Origin of the sequence: Kangiella sp. HZ709 (assembly GCF_009674675.1) — a bacterium.
Taxonomy (GTDB): Bacteria; Pseudomonadota; Gammaproteobacteria; order Enterobacterales; family Kangiellaceae; genus Kangiella.
Genome location: NZ_WKJC01000001.1, coordinates 946283 through 967382, shown reverse-complemented (window position 1 = coordinate 967382; position 21100 = coordinate 946283). Strand labels below are relative to the sequence as shown.

General features: G+C 39.9%; 23 protein-coding genes. 11 read left to right on the top strand and 12 right to left on the bottom strand.

Annotation, left to right across the window (positions count from 1 at the left end):
• Window positions 1-14: 14 nt before the first annotated feature.
• Window positions 15-1892, bottom strand: coding sequence for a DUF885 family protein (locus tag GJS41_RS04365; RefSeq protein WP_154246100.1), 1878 nt, complete (start codon window positions 1890-1892; stop codon window positions 15-17).
• Window positions 1893-1986: 94 nt separating this feature from the next.
• A complete protein-coding gene (locus GJS41_RS04360) occupies window positions 1987-2835 on the bottom strand; it encodes a redoxin domain-containing protein (protein WP_154246099.1) in 849 nt (282 codons plus the stop codon).
• A 184-nt stretch (window positions 2836-3019) separates the two neighbouring features.
• Between GJS41_RS04360 and GJS41_RS04355 the strand changes: the two genes are divergently transcribed.
• Window positions 3020-3511 carry a DUF4442 domain-containing protein gene (locus GJS41_RS04355; RefSeq protein ID WP_154246098.1) on the top strand — a complete coding sequence of 164 codons (492 nt, stop codon included), beginning with the start codon at window positions 3020-3022 and terminating at the stop codon, window positions 3509-3511.
• 36 nt (window positions 3512-3547) lie between these two features.
• On the opposite strand, the gene GJS41_RS04350 is transcribed toward GJS41_RS04355, so the two are convergent.
• The 4 genes from GJS41_RS04350 to GJS41_RS04335 all read right to left on the bottom strand — a co-directional run bounded on the left by GJS41_RS04350 (window position 3548) and on the right by GJS41_RS04335 (window position 5968).
• On the bottom strand, window positions 3548-4189 hold the full coding sequence (locus GJS41_RS04350; protein ID WP_370515620.1) for a DUF4262 domain-containing protein: 642 nt from the start codon (window positions 4187-4189) through the stop codon (window positions 3548-3550).
• A 77-nt stretch (window positions 4190-4266) separates the two neighbouring features.
• The gene (locus GJS41_RS04345) at window positions 4267-4902 is read right to left on the bottom strand and encodes a hypothetical protein (RefSeq protein WP_195758338.1); all 636 of its coding nucleotides are present in this window, start codon (window positions 4900-4902) and stop codon (window positions 4267-4269) included.
• A gap of 3 nt (window positions 4903-4905) precedes the next feature.
• On the bottom strand, window positions 4906-5127 hold the full coding sequence (locus GJS41_RS04340; RefSeq protein WP_227551245.1) for a hypothetical protein: 222 nt from the start codon (window positions 5125-5127) through the stop codon (window positions 4906-4908).
• A 205-nt stretch (window positions 5128-5332) separates the two neighbouring features.
• On the bottom strand, window positions 5333-5968 hold the full coding sequence (locus GJS41_RS04335) for an FMN-binding negative transcriptional regulator (protein ID WP_154246096.1): 636 nt from the start codon (window positions 5966-5968) through the stop codon (window positions 5333-5335).
• Between the two features lie 141 nt (window positions 5969-6109).
• Between GJS41_RS04335 and prfB the strand changes: the two genes are divergently transcribed.
• The 6 genes from prfB (at window position 6110) to GJS41_RS04305 (ending at window position 11030) form a co-directional block, all read left to right on the top strand.
• Window positions 6110-7208 (top strand): peptide chain release factor 2 gene (gene prfB, locus GJS41_RS04330; RefSeq protein WP_154246095.1). Its coding sequence is split into 2 segments (ribosomal slippage): window positions 6110-6184 and window positions 6186-7208, totalling 1098 coding nucleotides; the frame shifts between segments, so codons are not numbered across the junction.
• A 194-nt stretch (window positions 7209-7402) separates the two neighbouring features.
• On the top strand, window positions 7403-8902 hold the full coding sequence (gene lysS, locus GJS41_RS04325) for a lysine--tRNA ligase (RefSeq protein ID WP_154246094.1): 1500 nt from the start codon (window positions 7403-7405) through the stop codon (window positions 8900-8902).
• A gap of 20 nt (window positions 8903-8922) precedes the next feature.
• Window positions 8923-9366, top strand: coding sequence for a hypothetical protein (locus GJS41_RS04320; protein ID WP_154246093.1), 444 nt, complete (start codon window positions 8923-8925; stop codon window positions 9364-9366).
• Window positions 9363-9785: a hypothetical protein gene (locus GJS41_RS04315; RefSeq protein ID WP_154246092.1), complete on the top strand. Its 423-nt coding sequence runs from the start codon at window positions 9363-9365 to the stop codon at window positions 9783-9785. Before GJS41_RS04320 ends, GJS41_RS04315 begins: the two co-directional genes overlap by 4 nt.
• Before the next feature lie 137 nt (window positions 9786-9922).
• Window positions 9923-10180 carry a DUF3081 family protein gene (locus tag GJS41_RS04310; protein WP_154246091.1) on the top strand — a complete coding sequence of 86 codons (258 nt, stop codon included), beginning with the start codon at window positions 9923-9925 and terminating at the stop codon, window positions 10178-10180.
• Window positions 10181-10259: 79 nt separating this feature from the next.
• A complete protein-coding gene (locus GJS41_RS04305; protein WP_154246090.1) occupies window positions 10260-11030 on the top strand; it encodes a class I SAM-dependent methyltransferase in 771 nt (256 codons plus the stop codon).
• A gap of 59 nt (window positions 11031-11089) precedes the next feature.
• Here GJS41_RS04305 and fabB read toward each other — a convergent pair whose 3' ends face one another.
• The 3 genes from fabB to GJS41_RS04290 form a co-directional block, all read right to left on the bottom strand.
• Window positions 11090-12307 (bottom strand): beta-ketoacyl-ACP synthase I, encoded by a 1218-nt coding sequence (gene fabB, locus GJS41_RS04300; RefSeq protein ID WP_154246089.1) that lies wholly within the window; start codon window positions 12305-12307, stop codon window positions 11090-11092.
• A gap of 65 nt (window positions 12308-12372) precedes the next feature.
• Window positions 12373-12912: a bifunctional 3-hydroxydecanoyl-ACP dehydratase/trans-2-decenoyl-ACP isomerase gene (fabA, locus tag GJS41_RS04295; protein WP_227551244.1), complete on the bottom strand. Its 540-nt coding sequence runs from the start codon at window positions 12910-12912 to the stop codon at window positions 12373-12375.
• A gap of 235 nt (window positions 12913-13147) precedes the next feature.
• Window positions 13148-13921, bottom strand: coding sequence for a DUF4097 family beta strand repeat protein (locus GJS41_RS04290; protein ID WP_154246088.1), 774 nt, complete (start codon window positions 13919-13921; stop codon window positions 13148-13150).
• Between the two features lie 196 nt (window positions 13922-14117).
• Here GJS41_RS04290 and GJS41_RS04285 point away from each other — a divergent pair, with 196 nt between their 5' ends.
• Window positions 14118-16061: a DUF885 family protein gene (locus GJS41_RS04285; protein ID WP_370515619.1), complete on the top strand. Its 1944-nt coding sequence runs from the start codon at window positions 14118-14120 to the stop codon at window positions 16059-16061.
• Between the two features lie 42 nt (window positions 16062-16103).
• Here GJS41_RS04285 and GJS41_RS04280 read toward each other — a convergent pair whose 3' ends face one another.
• On the bottom strand, window positions 16104-16745 hold the full coding sequence (locus GJS41_RS04280; RefSeq protein ID WP_154246087.1) for a TetR/AcrR family transcriptional regulator: 642 nt from the start codon (window positions 16743-16745) through the stop codon (window positions 16104-16106).
• 204 nt (window positions 16746-16949) lie between these two features.
• On the opposite strand from GJS41_RS04280, the gene GJS41_RS04275 reads away from it, so the two are divergent.
• Entirely contained in the window at window positions 16950-17588 is a 639-nt protein-coding gene (locus tag GJS41_RS04275) for a peroxiredoxin-like family protein (protein WP_154246086.1), read from the top strand.
• Between the two features lie 82 nt (window positions 17589-17670).
• On the opposite strand, the gene GJS41_RS04270 is transcribed toward GJS41_RS04275, so the two are convergent.
• Window positions 17671-18555, bottom strand: a complete 885-nt coding sequence (locus tag GJS41_RS04270; RefSeq protein ID WP_154246085.1) for a folate-binding protein YgfZ — start codon at window positions 18553-18555, stop codon at window positions 17671-17673.
• 145 nt (window positions 18556-18700) lie between these two features.
• Between GJS41_RS04270 and GJS41_RS04265 the strand changes: the two genes are divergently transcribed.
• Window positions 18701-18964: a succinate dehydrogenase assembly factor 2 gene (locus GJS41_RS04265; RefSeq protein WP_154246084.1), complete on the top strand. Its 264-nt coding sequence runs from the start codon at window positions 18701-18703 to the stop codon at window positions 18962-18964.
• A gap of 32 nt (window positions 18965-18996) precedes the next feature.
• A complete protein-coding gene (locus GJS41_RS04260; RefSeq protein WP_154246083.1) occupies window positions 18997-19449 on the top strand; it encodes a protein YgfX in 453 nt (150 codons plus the stop codon).
• Between the two features lie 32 nt (window positions 19450-19481).
• On the opposite strand, the gene nadB is transcribed toward GJS41_RS04260, so the two are convergent.
• Window positions 19482-21086, bottom strand: coding sequence for an L-aspartate oxidase (gene nadB / locus GJS41_RS04255; RefSeq protein WP_154246082.1), 1605 nt, complete (start codon window positions 21084-21086; stop codon window positions 19482-19484).
• Between the last annotated feature and the right edge of the window lie 14 nt (window positions 21087-21100).

Sequence of the window (21100 nt, the reverse complement as noted above, 5' to 3'; positions counted from 1 at the left end):
GACGGTAATCTAAATTAAAGCTTAGATTCAACCCATTCGTTAATTTTAGTCTTAAGTACGGGCATTGGAAGTGAACCATCGATTAATACCTGGCGATGGAATTCGCGAATATCAAACTTATCGCCCAAGCGTTTCTCAGCATCTGCCCGCATATTGGATATTTCACGCTGTCCAACTTTATAGGACACCGCTTGTCCCGGCCAAGCGATATAACGCTCAACTTCAGACACTACGTCAGTATCGGCCATGGATGAATTTTCCATCATATAGTCGATAGCTTTTTGACGTGACCATCCTTTGGCGTGTAAACCGGTATCCACCACTAGGCGCATGGCGCGTAACATTTCATCACTTAAGCGACCGTAATACTGCATAGGATCGGTAAACATACCCATCTCTTTACCAATAGATTCTGCATAGAGTGCCCAGCCTTCGGAGAACACACTCAAACCACCAAAACGGCGGAACATCGGTAAACCTTCCACTTCTTGCTGAAGCGAGATTTGGAAATGGTGACCTGGCGCAGCTTCGTGGATGGATAAAGTTTCCATACCAAACTTAGGCTGACCTTTTAGATTAAAAGTATTGACGTAGAAAATGCCTGGGCGTGAACCGTCAGGTGTTCCTGACATATAAGAAGCGCCAGCAGCAGATTCTGCGCGGAAAGCTTCAACCGCTCTGACTTCATAGTCTGCTTTCGGCTGGATATCAAACATCGACGGCAAGAGTTTATTAACCTTGTCTTGCAGATCGCGATAACCCTGCAGCAAGTCTTCTTCATTGTCATAATAGAACTCTGGATTAGTCTGCACATATTTAAACCAGTCAGCCAAAGTACCTTCAAACTCGACTTCTTTCATCACGCCTTCCATCTCGCTACGAATGCGCGCTACTTCATTTAAGCCAAATTGATGAATTTGTTCCGCGGTTAGATCCGTTGTGGTAAAGGTTTTTAACTGATAATTATACCAAGCCTCACCATTAGGATGTTCGCTTAAACCAAAGCTTGTTCGAGCTTTAGGTAAATAATCTTGTTCAACAAAACGATGCAACTCTTTATAAGTTGGAACCAATTTTTCGCTAATAGCTAAACGGTAAGCTTCCGTTAGACGCTTCTTATCTTCCTCAGAAAAGTCTTCTGGAAAATTTGTGATCGGCTGATAGAAAACACTTTTAGTCACATCATCCACAATATGCGCTTTAAATTGTGGTAATACCTTTTCCATCAATGCTTGAGGTTGAGTCACCCCTTTTTCGATACCAAGTTGCATGTTAGTTTTAGCTTGTTGCATGATGGCAACGCCACCATCAATACGTTTAAGCCAATTGTCATAGTCTTCAACGGTTTTAAAAGGTTGGAAAGATTGTCCTGAACCTAATTGGGCAAAGAAGTTGGCAATATTAGAAGATTGATTGATTGGAATTAACTCACCAGGAAATTCTTCACCTTGTTTGCCTAACTCGGCGTTATAAAGATAAATGTCATAACTTAAACGGTCTTGCCCCGAAAGTAGATTACGATCGATCTGTTTAATTTTAGCTAACCATTCATCGCCAAACTGACGAGATTGTTCTTGAAACTCAGGCGATAGAAAATTGGGTAATTTATCGTTGTAACCGGGAATCCCAATTGCCGTGGCTTGGATAGGATTTAGTTTTAGTCCCGCTTGGAAATTCTCTTCAAATAATTGGTTCAGTTTTGCTGAGGCTTGCTCGGCGGTCATGCTTGGTTTTGCAGCAGCTTTTTGAGCGGCTTCTTGCTTGGCTGATTCTTGGGTAGATGTTTGAGTAGCTGTTTGCTCAGGAATGCTTCTTTCTTGCTCGTTTGAGTCATTACATCCGACTAAAGCCAATGACACAGCTAACGCGGTTAAGGTTAATTTTATTTTCATAGTAATCAATCAGTTAATAATGAATAAGCAGTTAGACTAGCATAAAAAAAGCGCTAAAAAAGCGCTTTGAAACAGATTTTTACAGTAAATATAATTAACTTATTTGGGCTAAAACCTCAGTAAATGTTTCAGGTTCAGGCCGGACTCGATAGTTATCAGTCAGATCAGCGAAATGAATTTGATTGTTACTATCGGTGATCACAACCGTTGGCATCACAGTGTCGCTTTCATAACCGAAAATCTGTAGCCCAAAGGGCAAACCATTCTTAGCAAATATCCCTAACTTTTTGGCAGCCTGATTATTTCTATCAATATAGTATTCGAAAGGGACTTCAAATTTTTTTGCTAAAGATTGTGTGTGCTTCGGTGATTGAGGACTAACGAGAGCAATTCTGACGCCCGACTCAGCAAGCTTTTGATAACTGCTCGCCAATTCTTTAATTTGCACCATACATAAAGGGCACCAATTACCTCGATAAAAGATCATTAGCGTTTTCTTGCCTTTAAAACTGTCGGTGTTAATTGGTTGGCCATTAATATCGGCCAGTTCCACATTGGGTAACTGTTTACCCACAGCTAATTTTGAACAATCTCGCTGGTTAAATTTTGAGTACCAAAAGATGTAAGCCAAAGCACTTAATGTCGCGGTAATCGATAATACGAGCGCCCAATAATCGTTTAAATCGTGCAAGATAAAACCAACCACACTAACAATAAGTCCGATAATTGAAACCTCTAACATCATCATTAAATTAGCGCTGGTTCTCGCAGTTCCAATCAAGAATAACCAAGATAACAATAGGGCAAAGGGCGCCGCCGCAACTAAAGTGCCTAACCAAGTTAAATTAAATCCCAAGAAAAGCTGCTGGATAGCCAGAATAGAAACCACAAATGCAAAAACAGAAGCGAGGCTAATGAATAAAGATTTTAGTAAATTGCTCATGGTATTTTTTATTAGTAACAATGAATGATCAAACTAGCACAAACCCTAAATGTTACAAATAGGTTATAGTTAAATCGCTATTATTCAATAGACAGTCATACCCGAACCTCAATGGTATGACCACTTTACAGGAATGCTCTGAAAGGGTAATCTAAATTCAATTCACATTACCTGTAAAAGATAGATGACTAAGCCCAATCGACTCGTTCGCGCCATTGCCAAAACTAAAAAGTTACCTAAGTTTCTACAAAGACCAGCATTGAATTATGCTTTAAGAAAGACGGTCAAATTAGTCGGCACAGCTAAGGTCGACGCCATTAAACTAACCGCAGAAGAATCTATTTTTAAAATTGAGAACCGCACTAAAGTACAAAACCATATAGGTTCAGTACATGCTGCAGCGATGGCGCTATTGGCGGAAACAGCCACAGGCATGGTAGTTGGTATGCATGTGCCAGATGATAAAATTCCTGTGATAAAAAGCATGAATATTAATTACGTTAAAAGAGCCGTTGGTGCTTTGACCGCAAAAGCGCATCTTACTCAAGAGCAAATTGATGCGATTCTAACTACCGAAAAAGGCGAGGTCACGGTTGCTGTGACAGTTACCGATGAAGAGGGAAAAGAACCGATTGAAGCAGAAATGATTTGGGCTTGGGTTCCTAAACGTCGTTAACGCCGCGGTAACCTAGGGAAATATTGGGGCGCCTTGTTAGGGCATTGGCCCCAAGATTTGCTGAATTGAAAGATAGCGTTTGTCATAGCCACTCTCCCACGGGTACTTGCCTTCGCGATCAGGCCATACCATCTGTATGGCAGGAAACGGTTTTTCCAATGCCCCATAGTACCAGTTTGCATAGCCTAAGTATTCACCATAATGCTCGAGACCAACGGGCACAAATGCAACGGACAGACCTTCTGTAAAGTCCGTATATTTTTTGTAGGGCTCAATTTTTTCTTGTGCCCCAACAATCTTAACCACCGCAATATTTAGCAGTTGATGAGCAACTTCTGCAGGAAGGCCAATCACTATTATTTCTGGATGATTTTTCTTATGAAAGTGGCCCAACGAGAAGGCAAAGGCTGGCCTCCCACCCTCCTCAGAAACATGCAAATTGTACCAACCGAGCTCGTCAATATTTTTTAGAAGCTGGATATCATATTCACTTTCAGGATCTGGAGCCTTAAAGTTCTCCGGAATAGATTTCATGAACATCGAGTCTGCTCCATAAGATTGAACCGAAAGAAATAAAAGGCCAAATATAATTAGATTCTTGATCATTTTGCGCCCTAACGTCGCAATAAGCGGCATTTTACGGAGGGACGTAATTTGTGCGAGAATGAAATAACGCACAAATTGCTACCCGCAGTGAAATGTCCGGCGGAAGCATCGTCAGGTACTGGAGCGTACTTCATTGCATTGTTATGCGTCTAGAGCTTAAATGAGCTGAGCTCAGAAACTTCAACTGATTCATTGGTTTTAAACTCGTTCTTAATTAGGCCAACTCCAACTGAATAGTAACTCACTGAATAATCACCTCCGCCAAGATCAAACGTGTATTTTACACATTCAAACTCGCCGGCGGGAACTACCAATTTTTCCTCACATGGCTCAACTTGTATATCTCCACCACTGGTGCTATATGAAAACTTCTTACCATCATGGAATTTGAGTATAAGCTCTTGTTCAAGAGGATCACTTTGAAGTTTCATCTCACCAAAACTATTTATCGCTTCAAACTGCCCCGCTTCTTGGTTTGAAACCCAAAACAAGTCTCCAAACTCTTGCGATAGATACCAATCTACACCATCAATTGTTTCTTTCTTGAGGATTTCAGATTTACGAATGTTGTCTTCGCTGTTATTAACGACATAGTTCCATTCATTTCCAACTTTCAACGGAACAACACTTTGTTGATCAGCAAGTGAAACGAGTGGGAGGTAACTAATAAAAATTAAAACAATACTTAAATTACGCATAAAAACCTCTTGACGCATAACGCTTAAAGCAGCGACGCGCGGTAGCGCGTGCATCCTGCCTTTTCTTGTTATGTGTTTACTCGTCATAATCTATGAAATCCCACGGAATTTCTTTTTTTTAAAAGTTTGAATACACTCTTCCATTAGTTCTAAAGAGATAGATTCTTTGAAAACAGTAACGGTACGAGTTCTATTTGTATCATCTCGAAATATCTCAACTACAAGTTCGTCATCTCGATAAATTTCAACGCCAATGCCGTCACGAGGGTTAACATCACTAGCAACAACCACCCTATCTTTCGGCTCAGACATTAGTCCTCCTTTGACACATAACAGGTGTATATGCGACATCGCACATAATTGATTGATTTATAAAACATTTATTTCTCAGATCCCTTTTGCTCTTAATTACCCCTTGAAAGCGGACAATTTGGTTCCCGTAGTGTTTTACAAACCATAACAAAATCAAGGGCTTAATAAAAGAAAAGGGGAGGTTATTTTGTTTAATAAGATAGCTTTATGTTTCATGTAGTAGAAGGACTTTGCTTAATAATTCATCTACCCTTTGATTTGCATTGGCTTTTAATTTTTCGGCCGCTAACTTCATATCCTCTTCGGACTTATCTTTTGATAATTTATAGCGCCCAATTATTTCGGCGACTTCAATTTTAAAGCCGGTAATATGGTGGATGAGGCGGGCGGTTTTTTCTTCGCTGCGCTGTATCTGATAATTAGGTTGAGCGGATGGACTATCTTGTTCAAATTGCTCGGCCATTATTTTGAGTATTCGATAAAGCTCGTCGGGCTCTTTGGTGGTTTGGCAATTCCCTTTGATATGCACCGATACGCTATTCCAAGTAGGCAGTTGCTTGCTGGCATAATCGTTAGGAGAGATATAACAGTTTGGGCCGTGAAAAATAACGGTGACTTTGCTGTTATTTAAAAGGTCGCCATGAGGGTTATCGCCTGCCAGATGACCATGCAGATAGATTTTGCCAGCCGATTGTTCAATCACTAGCGGTGCTTGAGTGACTTCAATTTCATCATTATGACTAGAAATCAGGGTGGCGAAAGGAAACTGCTGGATGAGCGGTAGCAGTTTATCTAAGTCATTTTCAAGGTGGATTGACGGCGGGTAAGTTTGATTTGGCATAAAGTTTGCTATTTTATTGAATTTAGTGACTTTCCAAGCAGAATTTGGCTAGGCACCTTTCACTATATCCGATAAAATACACGACTTTTATGGCATTGACTATAGTGGCTCTGCCGGCGGTAATATAGAAGAATCATAACAATGTTAGAAGTAAATCCTATAAGAGAACATTTAAAAGGTATGGCTGAGCGTTTGATAACGCTGAGGGGGTACCTTTGACTTCGATATTAAGCAAGAACGTTTAGAAGAAGTTTCCCGCGAATTAGAGCAGCCTGATGTATGGAATGATCAGGAGCGAGCTCAAGCATTAGGCCAAGAACGCGCTAAATTAGAAGAGGTTGTCGAAACCATTCTTAAGCTAGAAGAAGGTATCGCGGATAATCAAGATTTATTGGAAATGTCAGTTGAAGAAAACGATGCTGATTCGGTAGAGATGATTGAAGAAGAAGCCGGTGACTTCGAAAAGAGATTAGCCAAGCTAGAGTTTCGTCGCATGTTCTCTGGTGAGATGGACGAGAACAATTGTTACCTTGATATTCAGTCAGGCTCTGGTGGTACCGAAGCCCAAGATTGGGCCAGTATGATTTTCCGTATGTATTTACGCTGGGCTGAGAGTCGTGGTTTTAAAGTTGAGATTACTGAAGAGTCAGCAGGCGAGGTGGCTGGTCTTAAAAATGCGACCATTAAAGTTTCCGGTGAATACGCTTACGGTTGGATGCGAACTGAGACAGGTGTTCACCGTTTAGTGCGCAAATCGCCTTTTGATTCAAACAGTAAGCGTCATACTTCATTTGCTTCAGTTTTTGTTTATCCAGAAGTGGATGATGATATTGATATTGAGATTAATCCTGCGGATTTAAGAACTGATACTTTTAGGGCTTCAGGCGCAGGTGGTCAGCACGTCAATAAAACCGATTCAGCTATACGCATTACTCACATTCCAACCAATACGGTAGTGCAATGTCAGAATGACCGTTCGCAGCATAAAAATCGCGCTGAAGCGATGAAGATGTTAAAAGCTAAGTTGTACGAATTAGAAATCCAAAAGCAACAAGCCGAACAACAAGCTATGGAAGATGGTAAATCGGATATCGGTTGGGGTAGTCAGATCCGATCTTATGTATTAGATCAATCAAGAATTAAAGATTTACGAACAGGTCACGAGTCGAGTAATACTCAAGCGGTATTAGATGGTGACTTGGATAGCTTTATAGAGGCCAGCCTTAAAGCCGGCGTTTAATCTAAGCTATTGCGCTTGCAAGTGCTGCGTTATACATGAATTCTAAATGCTCAATTACCTTATAGGTAATCTCCGCGTTATAATTCATGAAAGCCTTGCCTTTGCTGCGCTCATAACGCTTAGATATTGGTACAAATTTAGAGAGATAATTTAAAAACTATCATCATAATGATGAAAGAGGTGAAACAAAAAACATGAGCAATCAAGAAACCCCAGTAGTTGACGTTAACGAGCAAATTACTTTACGTAAAGAGAAGTTAGCGGCAAAACGAAAACAGGGGATTGCCTTCCCGAATGATTTTAGACGTGACACGGTTGCGGCTGATGTTATTGCTGAATTTGGTGAAATTGAAAAACCAGAATTAGAAGAAATCGGTAAGAAGGTGAAGGTTGCTGGCCGTATCATGTTATTCCGTAATATGGGTAAAGCTTCTTTTATCACCATTCAAGATATGTCAGGACGTATCCAGTCTTACGTGCGTAAAGATCAAGTTGGCGATGAAGTTTATGATGATTTTAAAACTTGGGATATCGGTGACATTGTCGGTATCGAAGGAACTGTTTTTAAAACCAATAAAGGTGAGCTTTCAGTCAAAGCCTCATCGATTCAACTATTAACAAAATCGTTACGTCCATTACCAGATAAATGGGGCGGTCTTGCGGATCAAGAAACTCGCTACCGTCAGCGTTATGTGGATTTGATCGTGAATGAAGATTCGCGAGCAACTTTTGTGGCGCGCTCAAAAGTGGTTAAAGCGATTCGTGATTTCTTAGAAGCACGTGACTTTTTAGAAGTAGAAACTCCAATGATGCACGTGATTCCAGGTGGCGCCACTGCGCGTCCATTTGAAACCCATCATAATGCACTGGATATGCCTTTATTCTTGCGTGTTGCTCCTGAGCTGTATTTAAAGCGATTGGTCGTTGGCGGTTTAGAGAAAGTGTATGAAATCAACCGTAACTTCCGTAATGAAGGCTTATCTACTCGTCATAACCCTGAATTCACTATGTTGGAATTTTATTGGGGCTATGCAGACTATCAAGATTTGATGAACCTCACCGAAGATATGCTGCGTTACACTGTTGAACAAGTGTTAGGAAAAACGGTATTTGAATCTGCTGGGGCTACATACGATTTCGGTAAACCTTTCGAACGTATGTCGGTTTTAGAAGCCATTATAAAACATCAGCCAGAAATCAGCCTTGAGCAATTAAATGATATAGATTCGGCGCGTGAAGTGGCTAAAAAATTCCATGTAAAACTTGAAGACTCTTGGGGCTTAGGCAAAGTTCAAATCGAAATCTTCGAAGAACTAGCAGAAGACAAATTAATTCAACCGACCTTTATTACAGAATATCCAGCGGAAGTATCGCCTTTAGCAAGACGCAATGATGATAATCCGTTCATTACTGATCGTTTTGAGTTTTTTGCTGGCGGTCGCGAGTTAGCCAATGGTTTCTCGGAGCTGAATGACGCGGAAGATCAAGCTGAGCGTTTCAAAGCGCAAGTGGAAGCAAAGGATGCCGGTGATGATGAAGCGATGCATTTTGATGCGGACTATATACGCGCTTTAGAATATGGCTTACCACCAACTGCAGGCGAAGGTATTGGTATTGATCGTTTGGTAATGTTGTTGACGGATTCGCCAAGTATTCGTGACGTGTTACTATTCCCTCACATGAGACCAGAATAAATACTAACTTAGGAGGGAAAATGAAAAAAATAATTATTATATTTATATTCTTATTGCTTAATGGATGTGCAACACCTTATCAAAGCTCGGGTTTATTTTCTTGGTCTGGAGGCTTCGATGAAACCCCAGGCCCAGGAAAACTCACAAAAGTATACTTTTCAGGTAATGGTTTTATTGAGCATGAAACAGCTAAAATTTATGCGCTTTATCGCTCAGCAGAATATACAAAAGAACAAGGGAAGAGCTTTTTCCAAATGTATACTAGTTTGATAAATGCTTCAAAGGATATAACAAGTGATACAGTTATGCTTGGCTCTGTGGGAGGCAAACCAACTGCATTTGCATACGTTTTGTTGTTAGAAAACCCAAATGAAAACTCTCTAAATGCTGATGAAGTGATTGAAAAGTATAATCACATAGTCAATCCGCCAAAAAAAGAAAAAAATAAGAGAGGTAAATCATGAAAATTAAGCTGACTATCATTGTTTTTGCCAGTTTATTATTTACCGGTTGTATGGAGAAGTATAAGTTCCAAGACGGTGAAAAAATTGCCTATGTAGAAAACATGGGTTTAGGTTCTGTTAGTATATGTAAAGACTCAACTTTTTATGATGTACCATTAGATAAAAAGTCAGGTTTATTAAAAGTGCCTGCTAATGAAAGAATTACTATAATGAAATGGGTCTATATGGATCATGGCTACATGAGTTATTCGTGTGGCCCTAAAGCATCTTTTATTCCTTTGGAAAATCAAAAGTACATAGTCAACCTTGAGTTGCTTCAAGGAGGTTGCTTTATTGAAGTCGTTAAGAAAAATGATAATAAAGTAACTGGAGTAGATTTTGAGGATTCTTTAGGTGGAGTAAGTTGTCATTCTAAATAAAAAAAACTCGCTTTAAGCGAGTTTTTTTGTGCCTATCGTTAATTTGATTATTATTTCTTTTTTTCTATTCAGGCCGATAGCTTTCACACCCTATTTACCGTTAATTTCATATCATTATCAAAGCAGAGGTGTAACTATTGAGCATAGAACATGACATTAAAACTATTTTAAGCGTCTATCAGAAGGTTTTGGAAAGAGGGGAGAAGCAAGGGGCTCGTACTTTCTATAAAGGCTTGTTTGCGGTGGCTAGTTACGACGGTTACACCATTGAGTTGACCGATGATAAGGTGCATTTATCGGTGTTCTTTCACAATAAATATAAGCTTGAAGCCAAAAATGCTTTTGAAAAAGAAGACTTCTATCAAAAAATTTTAAAAATAGACCAGTTAAAATAATTAATACTAATTGTAGCGTTTTGACAGCTTATTCATCTTTAATGTTTAATATGTCGACTTTTAATGAATGGGGATCCCAATGAAAAAAATGATTACAGCAGCTGTGGCTTTAGGGCTTGGTTTAGCATTGACTAGTTCTAACCTTATAGCAAAAGAGAAAATGGCTTCTTGGAAAGTGACTATGACTAAGGCGATGAAAGCTGAAGTTCGTGGTGAAGCCGATATTAAGCGCGATACGAATCGTAAGCCTATTGAAACGCTAGAATTTTTTGATTTCCGTGATGATATGTCGGTCATTGAGCTGATCCCTGGTGGCGGTTGGTATTCAAAATTACTAGCGCCAACTTTGGCCGAAAAGGGTAAATATTATGCCGGTATGTTTGCTGGACGTATGGGTAAAAGCTTAGCCGATAAACCGGGCTTCGAAAAAATGGAGATTTTGGACGCTGAAATTAAAGCGAGTCGTAATGAAGAGCTTCGTTTAAGCAGTGTAGAAGAGTTCGAGTTTGATGTTGAGCCTGTGGATATGGTGCTAACATTCCGTAACTATCATAACTTTGATAAAACTGGCCGCATGAGTATGAATAAAGCTGCTTTTAAAGCACTTAAATCAGGCGGTATCTATGGCGTTATTGATCACACTCGTCGTCATATGACGCCTTTTAGTGCTGATATGCGTCGCCGAATTGATCCAGTTTTAGCGATTAAAGAAATTCAAGATGCTGGCTTTGTATTAGTTGACTACTCAATGCTCCACTACAAAGAAGCGGACGATTTAACTAAAGAAGTAGGGCACGAAACAGTGACAGGTAAAACGGATCGCTGGACTCTAAAATTTAGGAAACCTTAATTTCCACTTTCTATAAAAAAAGGCGCTTTAAGCGCCTTTTTTTATTTTTAGAACTAGAATTATAGTTTTTCAAACACTAACGAGCAGTTAGTACCGCCAAAACCAAAACTGTTGGATAAGAAACTTTGAATATTAGCATTATCTACGCGCTCTCTCACAATAGGTAAACCTTCGGCCTTTTCATCTAATTCAGTGATGTTGGCAGAAGCGGCAATAAAGCTATCTTGCATCATGACTAGCGAGTAAATAGCTTCATGCACACCGGTTGCACCAAGCGAATGACCTGCTAGGGATTTAGTCGAACCTATATAAGGAAGTTTTTCTTTACCAGCAAATACTTCTTGAATGGCTCCCAATTCGGCAGTGTCACCAACTGGGGTGCTAGTACCGTGAGTATTAATATAATCGATATCTTGATTGGCTGTTGCTAATGCCATCCGCATACAGCGAGCAGCACCTTCGCCAGAAGGTGCTACCATGTCGTAACCATCTGAAGTAGCGCCATAGCCAGTGATCTCTGCATAAATTTTTGCGCCGCGAGCCTTGGCATGCTCATACTCTTCTAACACTAAACAGCCGCCGCCAGAAGAAATAACAAAGCCATCACGTGTCGAATCGTAAGGTCTAGAAGCAGTCTCTGGTGAATCATTGTATTTGCTCGAAAGGGCGCCCATAGCATCAAATAAAACCGTTAAACGCCAATCTTCTTCTTCACCACCACCGGCAAACATAATATCTTGTTTGCCTAACTGAATTTGCTCATAGGCATTACCGATACAATGGGCACTAGTGGCACAAGCAGAGGTAATGCTGTAGTTGATTCCAAGTATTTTAAAAGGGGTGGCAAGACAAGCGGAAGTTGTGGAGCCCATAGTTTTAGGAACAGCATAAGGGCCAATACGTTTTGGACCACGCGTTTTGGCAATATCAATGGCTTCTACTTGTGTTCCTTGCGAACCACCACCAGAGCCCATGATCAACCCACTACGTGGATTAGATACCATGTCTTCAGTTAAACCTGCGTCATCAATGGCTTGCTGCATGGCAATGTAAGAGTAGGCTGCGGCATCACCCATAAAGCGTAGTTTTTTACGATCGATATGTTCGCTGATATCGATATCTGGCCTGCCTGCTAAGTGACTACGTAAGCCATACTCTTCGTATGCATCTATTTTTTTAATGCCGGAACGACCTGCTTTTAATGAATCAGTTATTTGCTGAACATTATTACCAAGGCAAGACACTATGCCCATGCCTGTAATTACAACTCTTTTCATGAAAAAACCTAGCTGTTTGTTTTTATGGTATTTGTGATTACCAGTATTCTACTTAAATGGCTTGCTTAAAAATTTTCAGTGGATTGGAATAACCCAACACGTAAATCTTTAGCGGTGTATATCTGCTTACCATCGACTAGCATACGGCCGTCGGCAATAACCATTTTCAACTTGCGAGTAATCACTCTTTTAATATCGATAATATAAGTGACTAGCTTTGAAGTTGGAAGTACTTGTCCCGTAAATTTTATTTCGCCAGCGCCTAAAGCACGCCCTTTACCCGGGTGACCAAGCCAAGGAAGGAAGAAGCCTGACAGTTGCCATAAAGCATCAACACCTAAGCAGCCAGGCATAACTGGATCACCTTCGAAGTGACAACCAAAGAACCATTGCTGAGGGTTAATATCAAGCTCAGCGACGATTTGACCTTTGCCAAACTCTCCACCATCGTCTTGAATATTGGTAATGCGATCCATCATTAACATGTTGCCAAGGGGCAATTTAGCATTGCCATCACCAAACATTTTGCCATGACCGCAATCGAGTAAATCTTCTTTACTAAGCATAGCAGGGCGCTGCTTAGCTTCTGGTTGTTCAAGCTTCATAATAACACTCATAGGGCAGATTCAAACGCTGCCTAATTTAAATGGATGGCTATTATGCACAAATAATAGGCTTAATCTGGTTGGATCAGATGGAATTCAAACAAAATGAGGTTATTTTGCAAAAAAAAGCCCTAGCCAAAGCTAGGGCGAAGATCAAAGCAGCCACAGTTGGTTGTACTGTTGAAGGATAAAGACCGCTTTGACTTGCTAGGGAAGCATTATTTGCGGCTTACTATTATTTCAGTACTAATTCGCCTTTAAAGTCTGAGCAGGTTTTAACGCTGCCAGATCCATCATCAATGGTGAGCTTGTTATCGATGTTGCAAGCCTCGATGGACCCTGAACCATCGACAATATATACGTTTTTGCCGATATTGCTGATTTTTAAGCTGCCAGAACCGTCATCAATATCAGCTTTGCCAGTAACTTGGTCTATAACCAGTTTGCCTGATCCATCATCAACCCAGAGATCGCCATCGACATTTTCAATAGATAAGCTACCAGAGCCATCTTCAACCTTTAGACTGCCTTGAATATTGGCAATATCTAATGAGCCTGAGCCATCATCAACCATTACATTGGCTTTAATATCACTTATTTTTGCCCAGCCAGAGCCGTCATCGACTTCTAATTCCAAATTTTCTGGCATATAAACCGTTAAGTCGATTTTCTTTTCTTTATTCCAACCAAAAAAACTTGAGTTAGATTTAAAAGTAGCTTTAAGCGTGGCGCGACCACGCGACTCTTGTAACGTGAGTTTCATATTGTCTTCAAACCATTCTTGCGCATCGTCTTCATCAAGTCCTTCTACGTAGATATCGGCAGTAACTTGGATCTGGTTAAGATTAGGCTTACCGACTACTTCTAAACTACCGGCACCAGAATCGATAAAAAAAGACTTTAGGCTACTAGCTGCAAGGTTTAATTCTTTGGTATCTTGTAACGCAAACAAGTTACTTGAAAAGCCAAGAGTTGAGATTAACGCTATTGAACTGATTAAATTTCGCATGGGATCCCTCTATTCATTTGTTGTTGAGTTACTCTTTAGATGTAGAGGTGTATTAAAAGGTTTATAGCCAGACCGAATTAGCATGTAACAAATTGTTTCTTAAGAAAATTCTTTTAGCTTATCGTGAAATAGTTTATTGCCATTCGAGCACTGTTGGGTATGATTGGATAGAATATAAATAATATGGAGTTTGAAGGTGAATCGATTAGTTGGTCATGGCTTAAGCATTGTCATTTCTTTATCCCTATTAGCAGCTTGTAGCTCAGAAGCCCCGAAATCTGGGGATGAGAATACTCAAACCACTAAAACGCAGTTATTAGAAAGCAGTGCCGAAGCTGTAAAAGCGGAAGCAAAGGCTATAAAAAGCACAGTTGCAGATGCCAATAAAGACACTCTAGAACCTGATTCAATAACTCACACTTTAGCGGCTTCAAAAGCCACTTCAGAAGCTGATAAAGCAGCAAAAATATATAGTGATTATTGGGAGCGTTCACTGGAGTTAAACCCAATAATGGCAACTTTCCGAGGTGACAAGCGATACAATGATAAGTTAGGAGATTTTGGTTCCGCAGAAGGATTGGCTGCCCAAAGAGCTTTTAATCAAGAGTATTTGAACAAAATCAATCAAGTTGATTCGTCAAAATTGACTGGACAAGACTTATTGAGTTATCAAATTTTTAGAGACGAACGTTTGGCTGAAAAAACCTCTGAACAGTATTTGGACCATCTACAACCAATACAGCAATTCCGTAACCCCTTCAATTTTATCGCAATGCTTGGCTCTGGCCAGTCAGCGCAACCCTTTAAGACTGTTGAAGATTATGAAAACTGGTTAGGTCGCTTGTCTGAAGTTCCTCAGGCAGTCGATGTCACTATTGCTAATATGAAACAAGGCATGAAAAAAGGCATCATTCGGCCAAAAGTTCTGATGCAAAAAGTATTGCCGCAACTTAAAGCTCATATTGTTGATGATGTTGAGAAGAGCCTATTTTATGGACCAGTTAAAAATATGCCTGACAGTTTTTCGAATGAGGATAAAAAGCGTTTATCTTCAGCTTATGTTAAGGCCATTAAGGCAATTGTAGTTCCAAGTTATAACAAGATGCATCAGTTTATAGCAAATGAATACCTGCCTGCAGCACGTGATACTCATGGCATGGTAGATTTGCCTAATGGTAAAGCTTGGTATGCATTTAAGGTGAAGCAAACCACCAGTACCAATTTATCGCCAGAACAAATTCATCAAATTGGTCTTGATGAGGTAAAGCGAATTCATGCTGAGATGAACCAGGTGATGAAAGAAGTCGAGTTTACTGGCACTTTACAGGAGTTTTTTGAGTTCACCAAAAGCTCTAAGCAATTTCATTTTGAGTCAAAACAGGACATGCTGAATGCCTATGAGAGTTTAAGAGAACAGCTTGATACCGCAGCGCCTAACTTTTTTAAAGTGATTCCTAAAGCTGAGTTTGAAATTCGCGCGGTGGAGCCATTTAGAGAGCAATCAGCATCTGGTGCTTCATATCAGAGTGCTTCTCCTGATGGTGCCCGCCCTGGAATATTTTATGTGAATACCTATGATTTATCCGCACGGCCTAGCTGGGCAGTTGAATCACTGTATTTGCATGAAGCAGTGCCTGGACATCATTTTCAAATTTCCACGCAGCAGGAATTAGAAGACTTACCTAAATTTAGACGTTTTGGGGGTACAACTGCTTATATAGAAGGCTGGGGATTATATTCAGAGTCATTAGGTAAAGAGATGGGTGTCTACACAGACCCTTATCAATACTTTGGTGCTCTTGCTGCTGAGTTGTGGCGTGCCATTCGTTTAGTAGTGGACACAGGTTTTCATGCAAAAGGGTGGACCAGACAACAAGTGTTGGATTATATGGAAAAAAACTCACCAGTTGCTGAAGCAAGACGAGTGTCTGAAGCTGAGCGATTTATGGCCATTCCAAGCCAGGCGTTGGCTTATAAAATCGGTCAGTTAAAAATTCGTGAGCTAAGGAATATTGCTGAAAATACGTTAGGCGATAAGTTCGATGTACGAGAGTTTCATTACCAAATTTTGAAAGATGGCTCCCTTCCTTTAAATATCTTAGAAACTAAAATTCTAAAATGGATTGAGAGTTCTCAATAGATTAAAAAAGCCCTAGTTACTAGGGCTTTTTTAATCTGCAGTTTATGATTGCGCCATTTGTCGCCAAAGTCTTGTCATAAAGCGTTTAGCTTCAGTTTCAAATTCTGGAACTAATGATTGAAAGTTCACTCCCTCATTAATTGTTTTTAAAGCGACCTTATTTTGATAACTAGGGTTAGCGATTTTCCATAGTCCTTGCAAATAATAATAGCAATCTTGTAACCATTGTTGGCAAACTTCAATTGGTTGATCAAGATTTCTAGAAATGTACTTGCTTAACTTCTCGACAGATTCCATAACCGTTTGATAGAAGTTAATAACTTTTTCTGATCCTGCATTATTCTCTAAAAAGTTATTGGTATTTATTAATCGAAATTTATAAGGATTTCGCGTGATGAAACCAAGCAAAGAATCCACCACTTTTTCTATGTTTAGATCAAAATCATTAACATTTTTTGGATCTAACCATTGATTAAAGTATTTCTCCAACAAGGCCAAAATGATTTCGTCTTTATTCGAAAAGTATAGATAAACAGTGCCTTTAGCCATAGAATTGTATGTGCAAATAGCACTAACCGTAGGAAACTGACCATCTTGCTTGATAAACAAATCTTCAGCAGACATCAAAATTTCTTGTTTACGCTCTAATTTATCAACTTTTGTATAAGCTCGAGTAGCAACCATAAAGACCTCATTTATACCAAAGCAAGCTGGTATGACCAGCTGCAAGATTTGATTGTTATTGTAACTGACCGCTGGTCAGTTATGAAACTCATTCGGCTCGGTTTAACCTTCTTTTACATTTATAAAAACTAGTCCAAAATGTAATAATCAAGCTGTTTCTTTATCTAAAGACGGTAAATCAATACTTTAACTAGGGTACAATTAATGAAAACAATGACTTATTTCCTTTCTTTGGTTTTTTCTTTTGCATTAGTGTCAGATTTGAAGGCTAGAGATAGAACTGAAATCGTTGAAAATGCTGCGCAAGTTTCACCAATTTTGATTGGCGAGACGATTCCTGCGGTGACTTTATTCGATGCGAAAGGAACGCCTTTTAACTTATTGGAAAAAGCGGCTGAAAAACCTACCATTCTCTTATTTTATCGTGGTGGTTGGTGCCCGTTTTGTAATGCTCAATTAAGCCAAATCCAGAAAGTAGAAAAGCAAATTCGCGACTTAGGTTATCAATTGATTGCCATTAGCCCAGATACACCAGATGCATTAAAAAAGGCTATGTCTGACAAGGATTTGGATTATCAATTGGCATCAGATTTTGCTTTAGATGCTATTCGTCAGTTTGGTTTAGGTTTCTATATCCCTAAAAGTTATTCAGATAGAGTGGCATCGGTTGGCGGTAAAACTCAATCGATAGAAGGTGATGAGCGAAGCATTTTACCGGTTCCGGCGGTATTTATTTTGGATCAAAAAGGTGTTATTCAGTTTGAATACGTTAATCCAAATTTCCGCGTGAGAATCAAGCCTGAGTTGTTATTAGACGCGGCTCGTTATGCGTTGGAAGAATGAGAATTTAAGTTCCTTCTTATAATTTAAAGGTTGCCTTATCAAGTTAAACTTGACAATTAAGGATTAAAATTAAGTGCAGGCTTTAGTCTGCACTTAATAGCTGCAAAGGGTGTCCAGCAACTGACAGCTCATCTTGTAAAGCTTTATCAGCAAGACTTATCAAAGCGACTAGCTTATTTTTTGAGCCTTTCTGAACAGCGCTGTTGATCAACTCCCCAACTTTTTTATCCAGATGATTTACTATAGGTGTACCAGCTTCGAGGTTTGCTTGGCTTTCAATTTCAGCTATAGATGGGTGAGTTTTTAAAGAACCGCGGTAATGCATTCTCGCTACTACCTCTTGTCCGGTATAACAACCTTTTTCAAAATTAACGCCGCCTACTTGTGGTAAACCGATATAATGCGGTAGTAACGTTTCAATAGTCGAAACTTGAACCATAGGGATTTGCTTACGGATTTGCTGTAAAGCAAAAATATCAGTCGAAGTCGTTTCATAAGCAGCTAATTTTGTTTGTAACAAGTCATTAAGGTGGTTGGTTTCCAGTATGGCAACAGCCAACTCACCTAAGGCAAAGGTCACCTTGACTTTAGATGCAATATCCTTCGTCAGGTTCATTTGCATTAAATCCTCTTGTTGATGATTATTCGTATAGGCTATAAGCGCAAGTGACTCTTCAAGGTTAATCGAGGTTTGGAAAAAGACTGCATATTTTGCGAGGGTTGCAGTTAAGTGCTCAGCAACAACCGTAGGGCAAACTAATAAGTAGCCAGAATTAATTTTTGCCAAATAGAATGTTGCATGTAATCGACCTTGCACATTGCAATAGCCGCCTATAACGACTTTTTCGCCATTGGCATCCTTGAGGTCGCAGGTTAATTGACCCTGTAAAAATTTTTCGCTGTCATCACCGCTAATTCGGATCACTCGGTAATCGGATAAGATTTGGTATTGATTGGAATTATTCATCGCAAAGATACTGTATTTAGTTATTAGAGTGACATTTACACTAGTTCAGCGGAAATAATTTTTCCTTTGAAACTTAGTGCTTTTACACCAATGAAGTTATAATGGGGTAAGAATAACGCATTTAAAGTTAACTTTACTAAAATATATGGATCGAAAGGAAGAATTAAAAGCATTGCTATGGGCTTCGCGTCGAGGAATGCTCGAACTTGATGTAATTTTGGCGCCATACCTAGAGGTGAGTTTTTCCAAGATGGAAGACGCCGAAGTGGATCATTTTAAGCATTTCCTAACCAATGACGATCCAGATTTATATGCTTGGCTTATGGGTTATGAGAGCCCTACTGCCGAATTTTCAAGTTTAGTGCATAAGATACAAGCTTACTTGAAAGAAAAGTTAACAAAAGGCTAAAATAAATACGCTCAATAGCAAAAGGAATTTGCTTGAAACTATCGTTACCTATTCAAACTTCTACTAGCGATTACTATTTTATCGCTAGTGTTTGGTTATTGCTGTTACTGATCTTATCAGCCTTTTTGTTATTTCTTGATTTAGAACTGAGTATATTGCTGAAGTTGTTAATTATTGTCTTGATCTTCTCGTTAGGTTTATTGCATCTATGGCTGCACCGACGACAGCTAAGTCAATTCCAGAGGATTTATTGGGATGGAGATAACTGGTATATGCTAGTGGAAGAGCAGAAAATAGCCATTTACCTTTTGTCTGGCACGCGAGTGTTAATGGGCTGGGTGTTACTAAGCTTTCGATTTAATGAATCGATGAAACTAGTCAATCATCAGCTACTTTTGTCGAAACATACGCTCGGTGATAAAAACTACCGCGATCTCTGTCGAACTCTACGATACCTACCAACTGACAATGATCAAATTCAATAGCAATTCGCTAATTTAAGGTAATTGATAAGCTTTTAAATTAGGCTGTTGGGCTTCAAAACTGTTTCCACAGCGTTATCAAGCACTAAAGGGTAATCCAAAGTGAAGTGCAGCCCCCGGCTTTCTTTGCGCTCTAGCGCGCAGCGAACAATTAACTCTGCCACCACTACTAAGTTACGTAACTCAATCAAGTCATTTGAAACTTTAAAATTGGCATAGTAGTCATGAATTTCTTGCTGCAGTAATTCAATTCGACGCAATGCTCTTTCAAGTCGCTTGTCGCTTCTGACAATACCAACATAGTTCCACATTAATTGCCTCAGTTCATGCCAGTTATGATTTAAAATCACCTCTTCATCAGAGTTGGTAACCTGGCTTTCATCCCAGCAAGGAAGGATCCTTTGTCCTTGATTGGCTTGCCAATGCTGTTCAATATTATTAGCAGCCGACTGTGCAAATACCAAGCATTCTAATAAAGAATTACTGGCCATACGGTTGGCTCCGTGCAAACCAGTGTAAGCGACCTCACCAATCGCGTAGAGCCCTGCGATATCTGTTTGACTATTGAGATCAACGGTTACCCCACCGCAGGTGTAATGCGCTGCTGGAACCACAGGAATCGCATCTACCGTTATATCGATGCCGTAATTCAGCAATTTTTTATAAATAGTCGGGAAGTGGCTTTTTATAAATTCAGGATCTTTATGACTAATGTCTAAATAAACACAATCGATACCTAGTTTCTTGATCTCATGGTCAATAGCTTGGGCGACAATATCGCGAGAAGCTAATTCGGCACGGTCATCATAATCAGGCATAAAGCGCTCGCCATTAGGACGTCGTAGAAGTGCGCCTTCACCACGGAGTGCTTCGGTAATTAAGAAGCTGCGGGCTTCAGGGTGATACAGACAAGTTGGGTGAAATTGATTGAATTCTAGATTAGTGACACTGCAACCGGCGCGCCAGGCCATAGCGATACCATCACCACTGGCAACATCAGGGTTTGAAGTATATAGGTACACTTTACTGGCACCGCCTGTAGCTAAAATCACAAAGCGTGCACTGATGGTTTCAACTCGATCTTGTGCTAAATTTAAAACGTATGCACCGATACAGCGATTTTCTCTGTCATCATTACCAAGCTTATGCTCGGTAATTAAATCCACGGCGATGTAATGTTCTAAAATTTCAATACTAGTTTCATTTTTAACGGCTGCGACTAATGTGGTTGAAACGGCTTTGCCTGTAGCATCATCAGAATGAATAATACGCCTTTGACTGTGACCGCCTTCGCGAGTTAAGTGGTACTCTTGATCCTGCTTACTAAAAGCAACTCCCCGATCAATTAGCCAATGAATCGCGTCGGTCGAGTGTTCTACGGTAAAACGAACGGCTTTTTCATCGCACAAACCACCGCCAGCAATTAAAGTGTCAGCTACATGCGAGTCTACGCTATCGTTTTTGTGTAATACTGCTGCAATGCCGCCTTGGGCATAGAAAGTAGAGCCTTCTGTAATTTCAGCTTTACTTAGCACAGTGACTTTGCCTAAATGAGATAATCTTAGTGCTGCCGATAAACCCGCCGCGCCAGAGCCTATAACTAATACGTCTGTTTGTATTTGCGATTTGTTAGAGTGCAAAACTTAACCTTTTC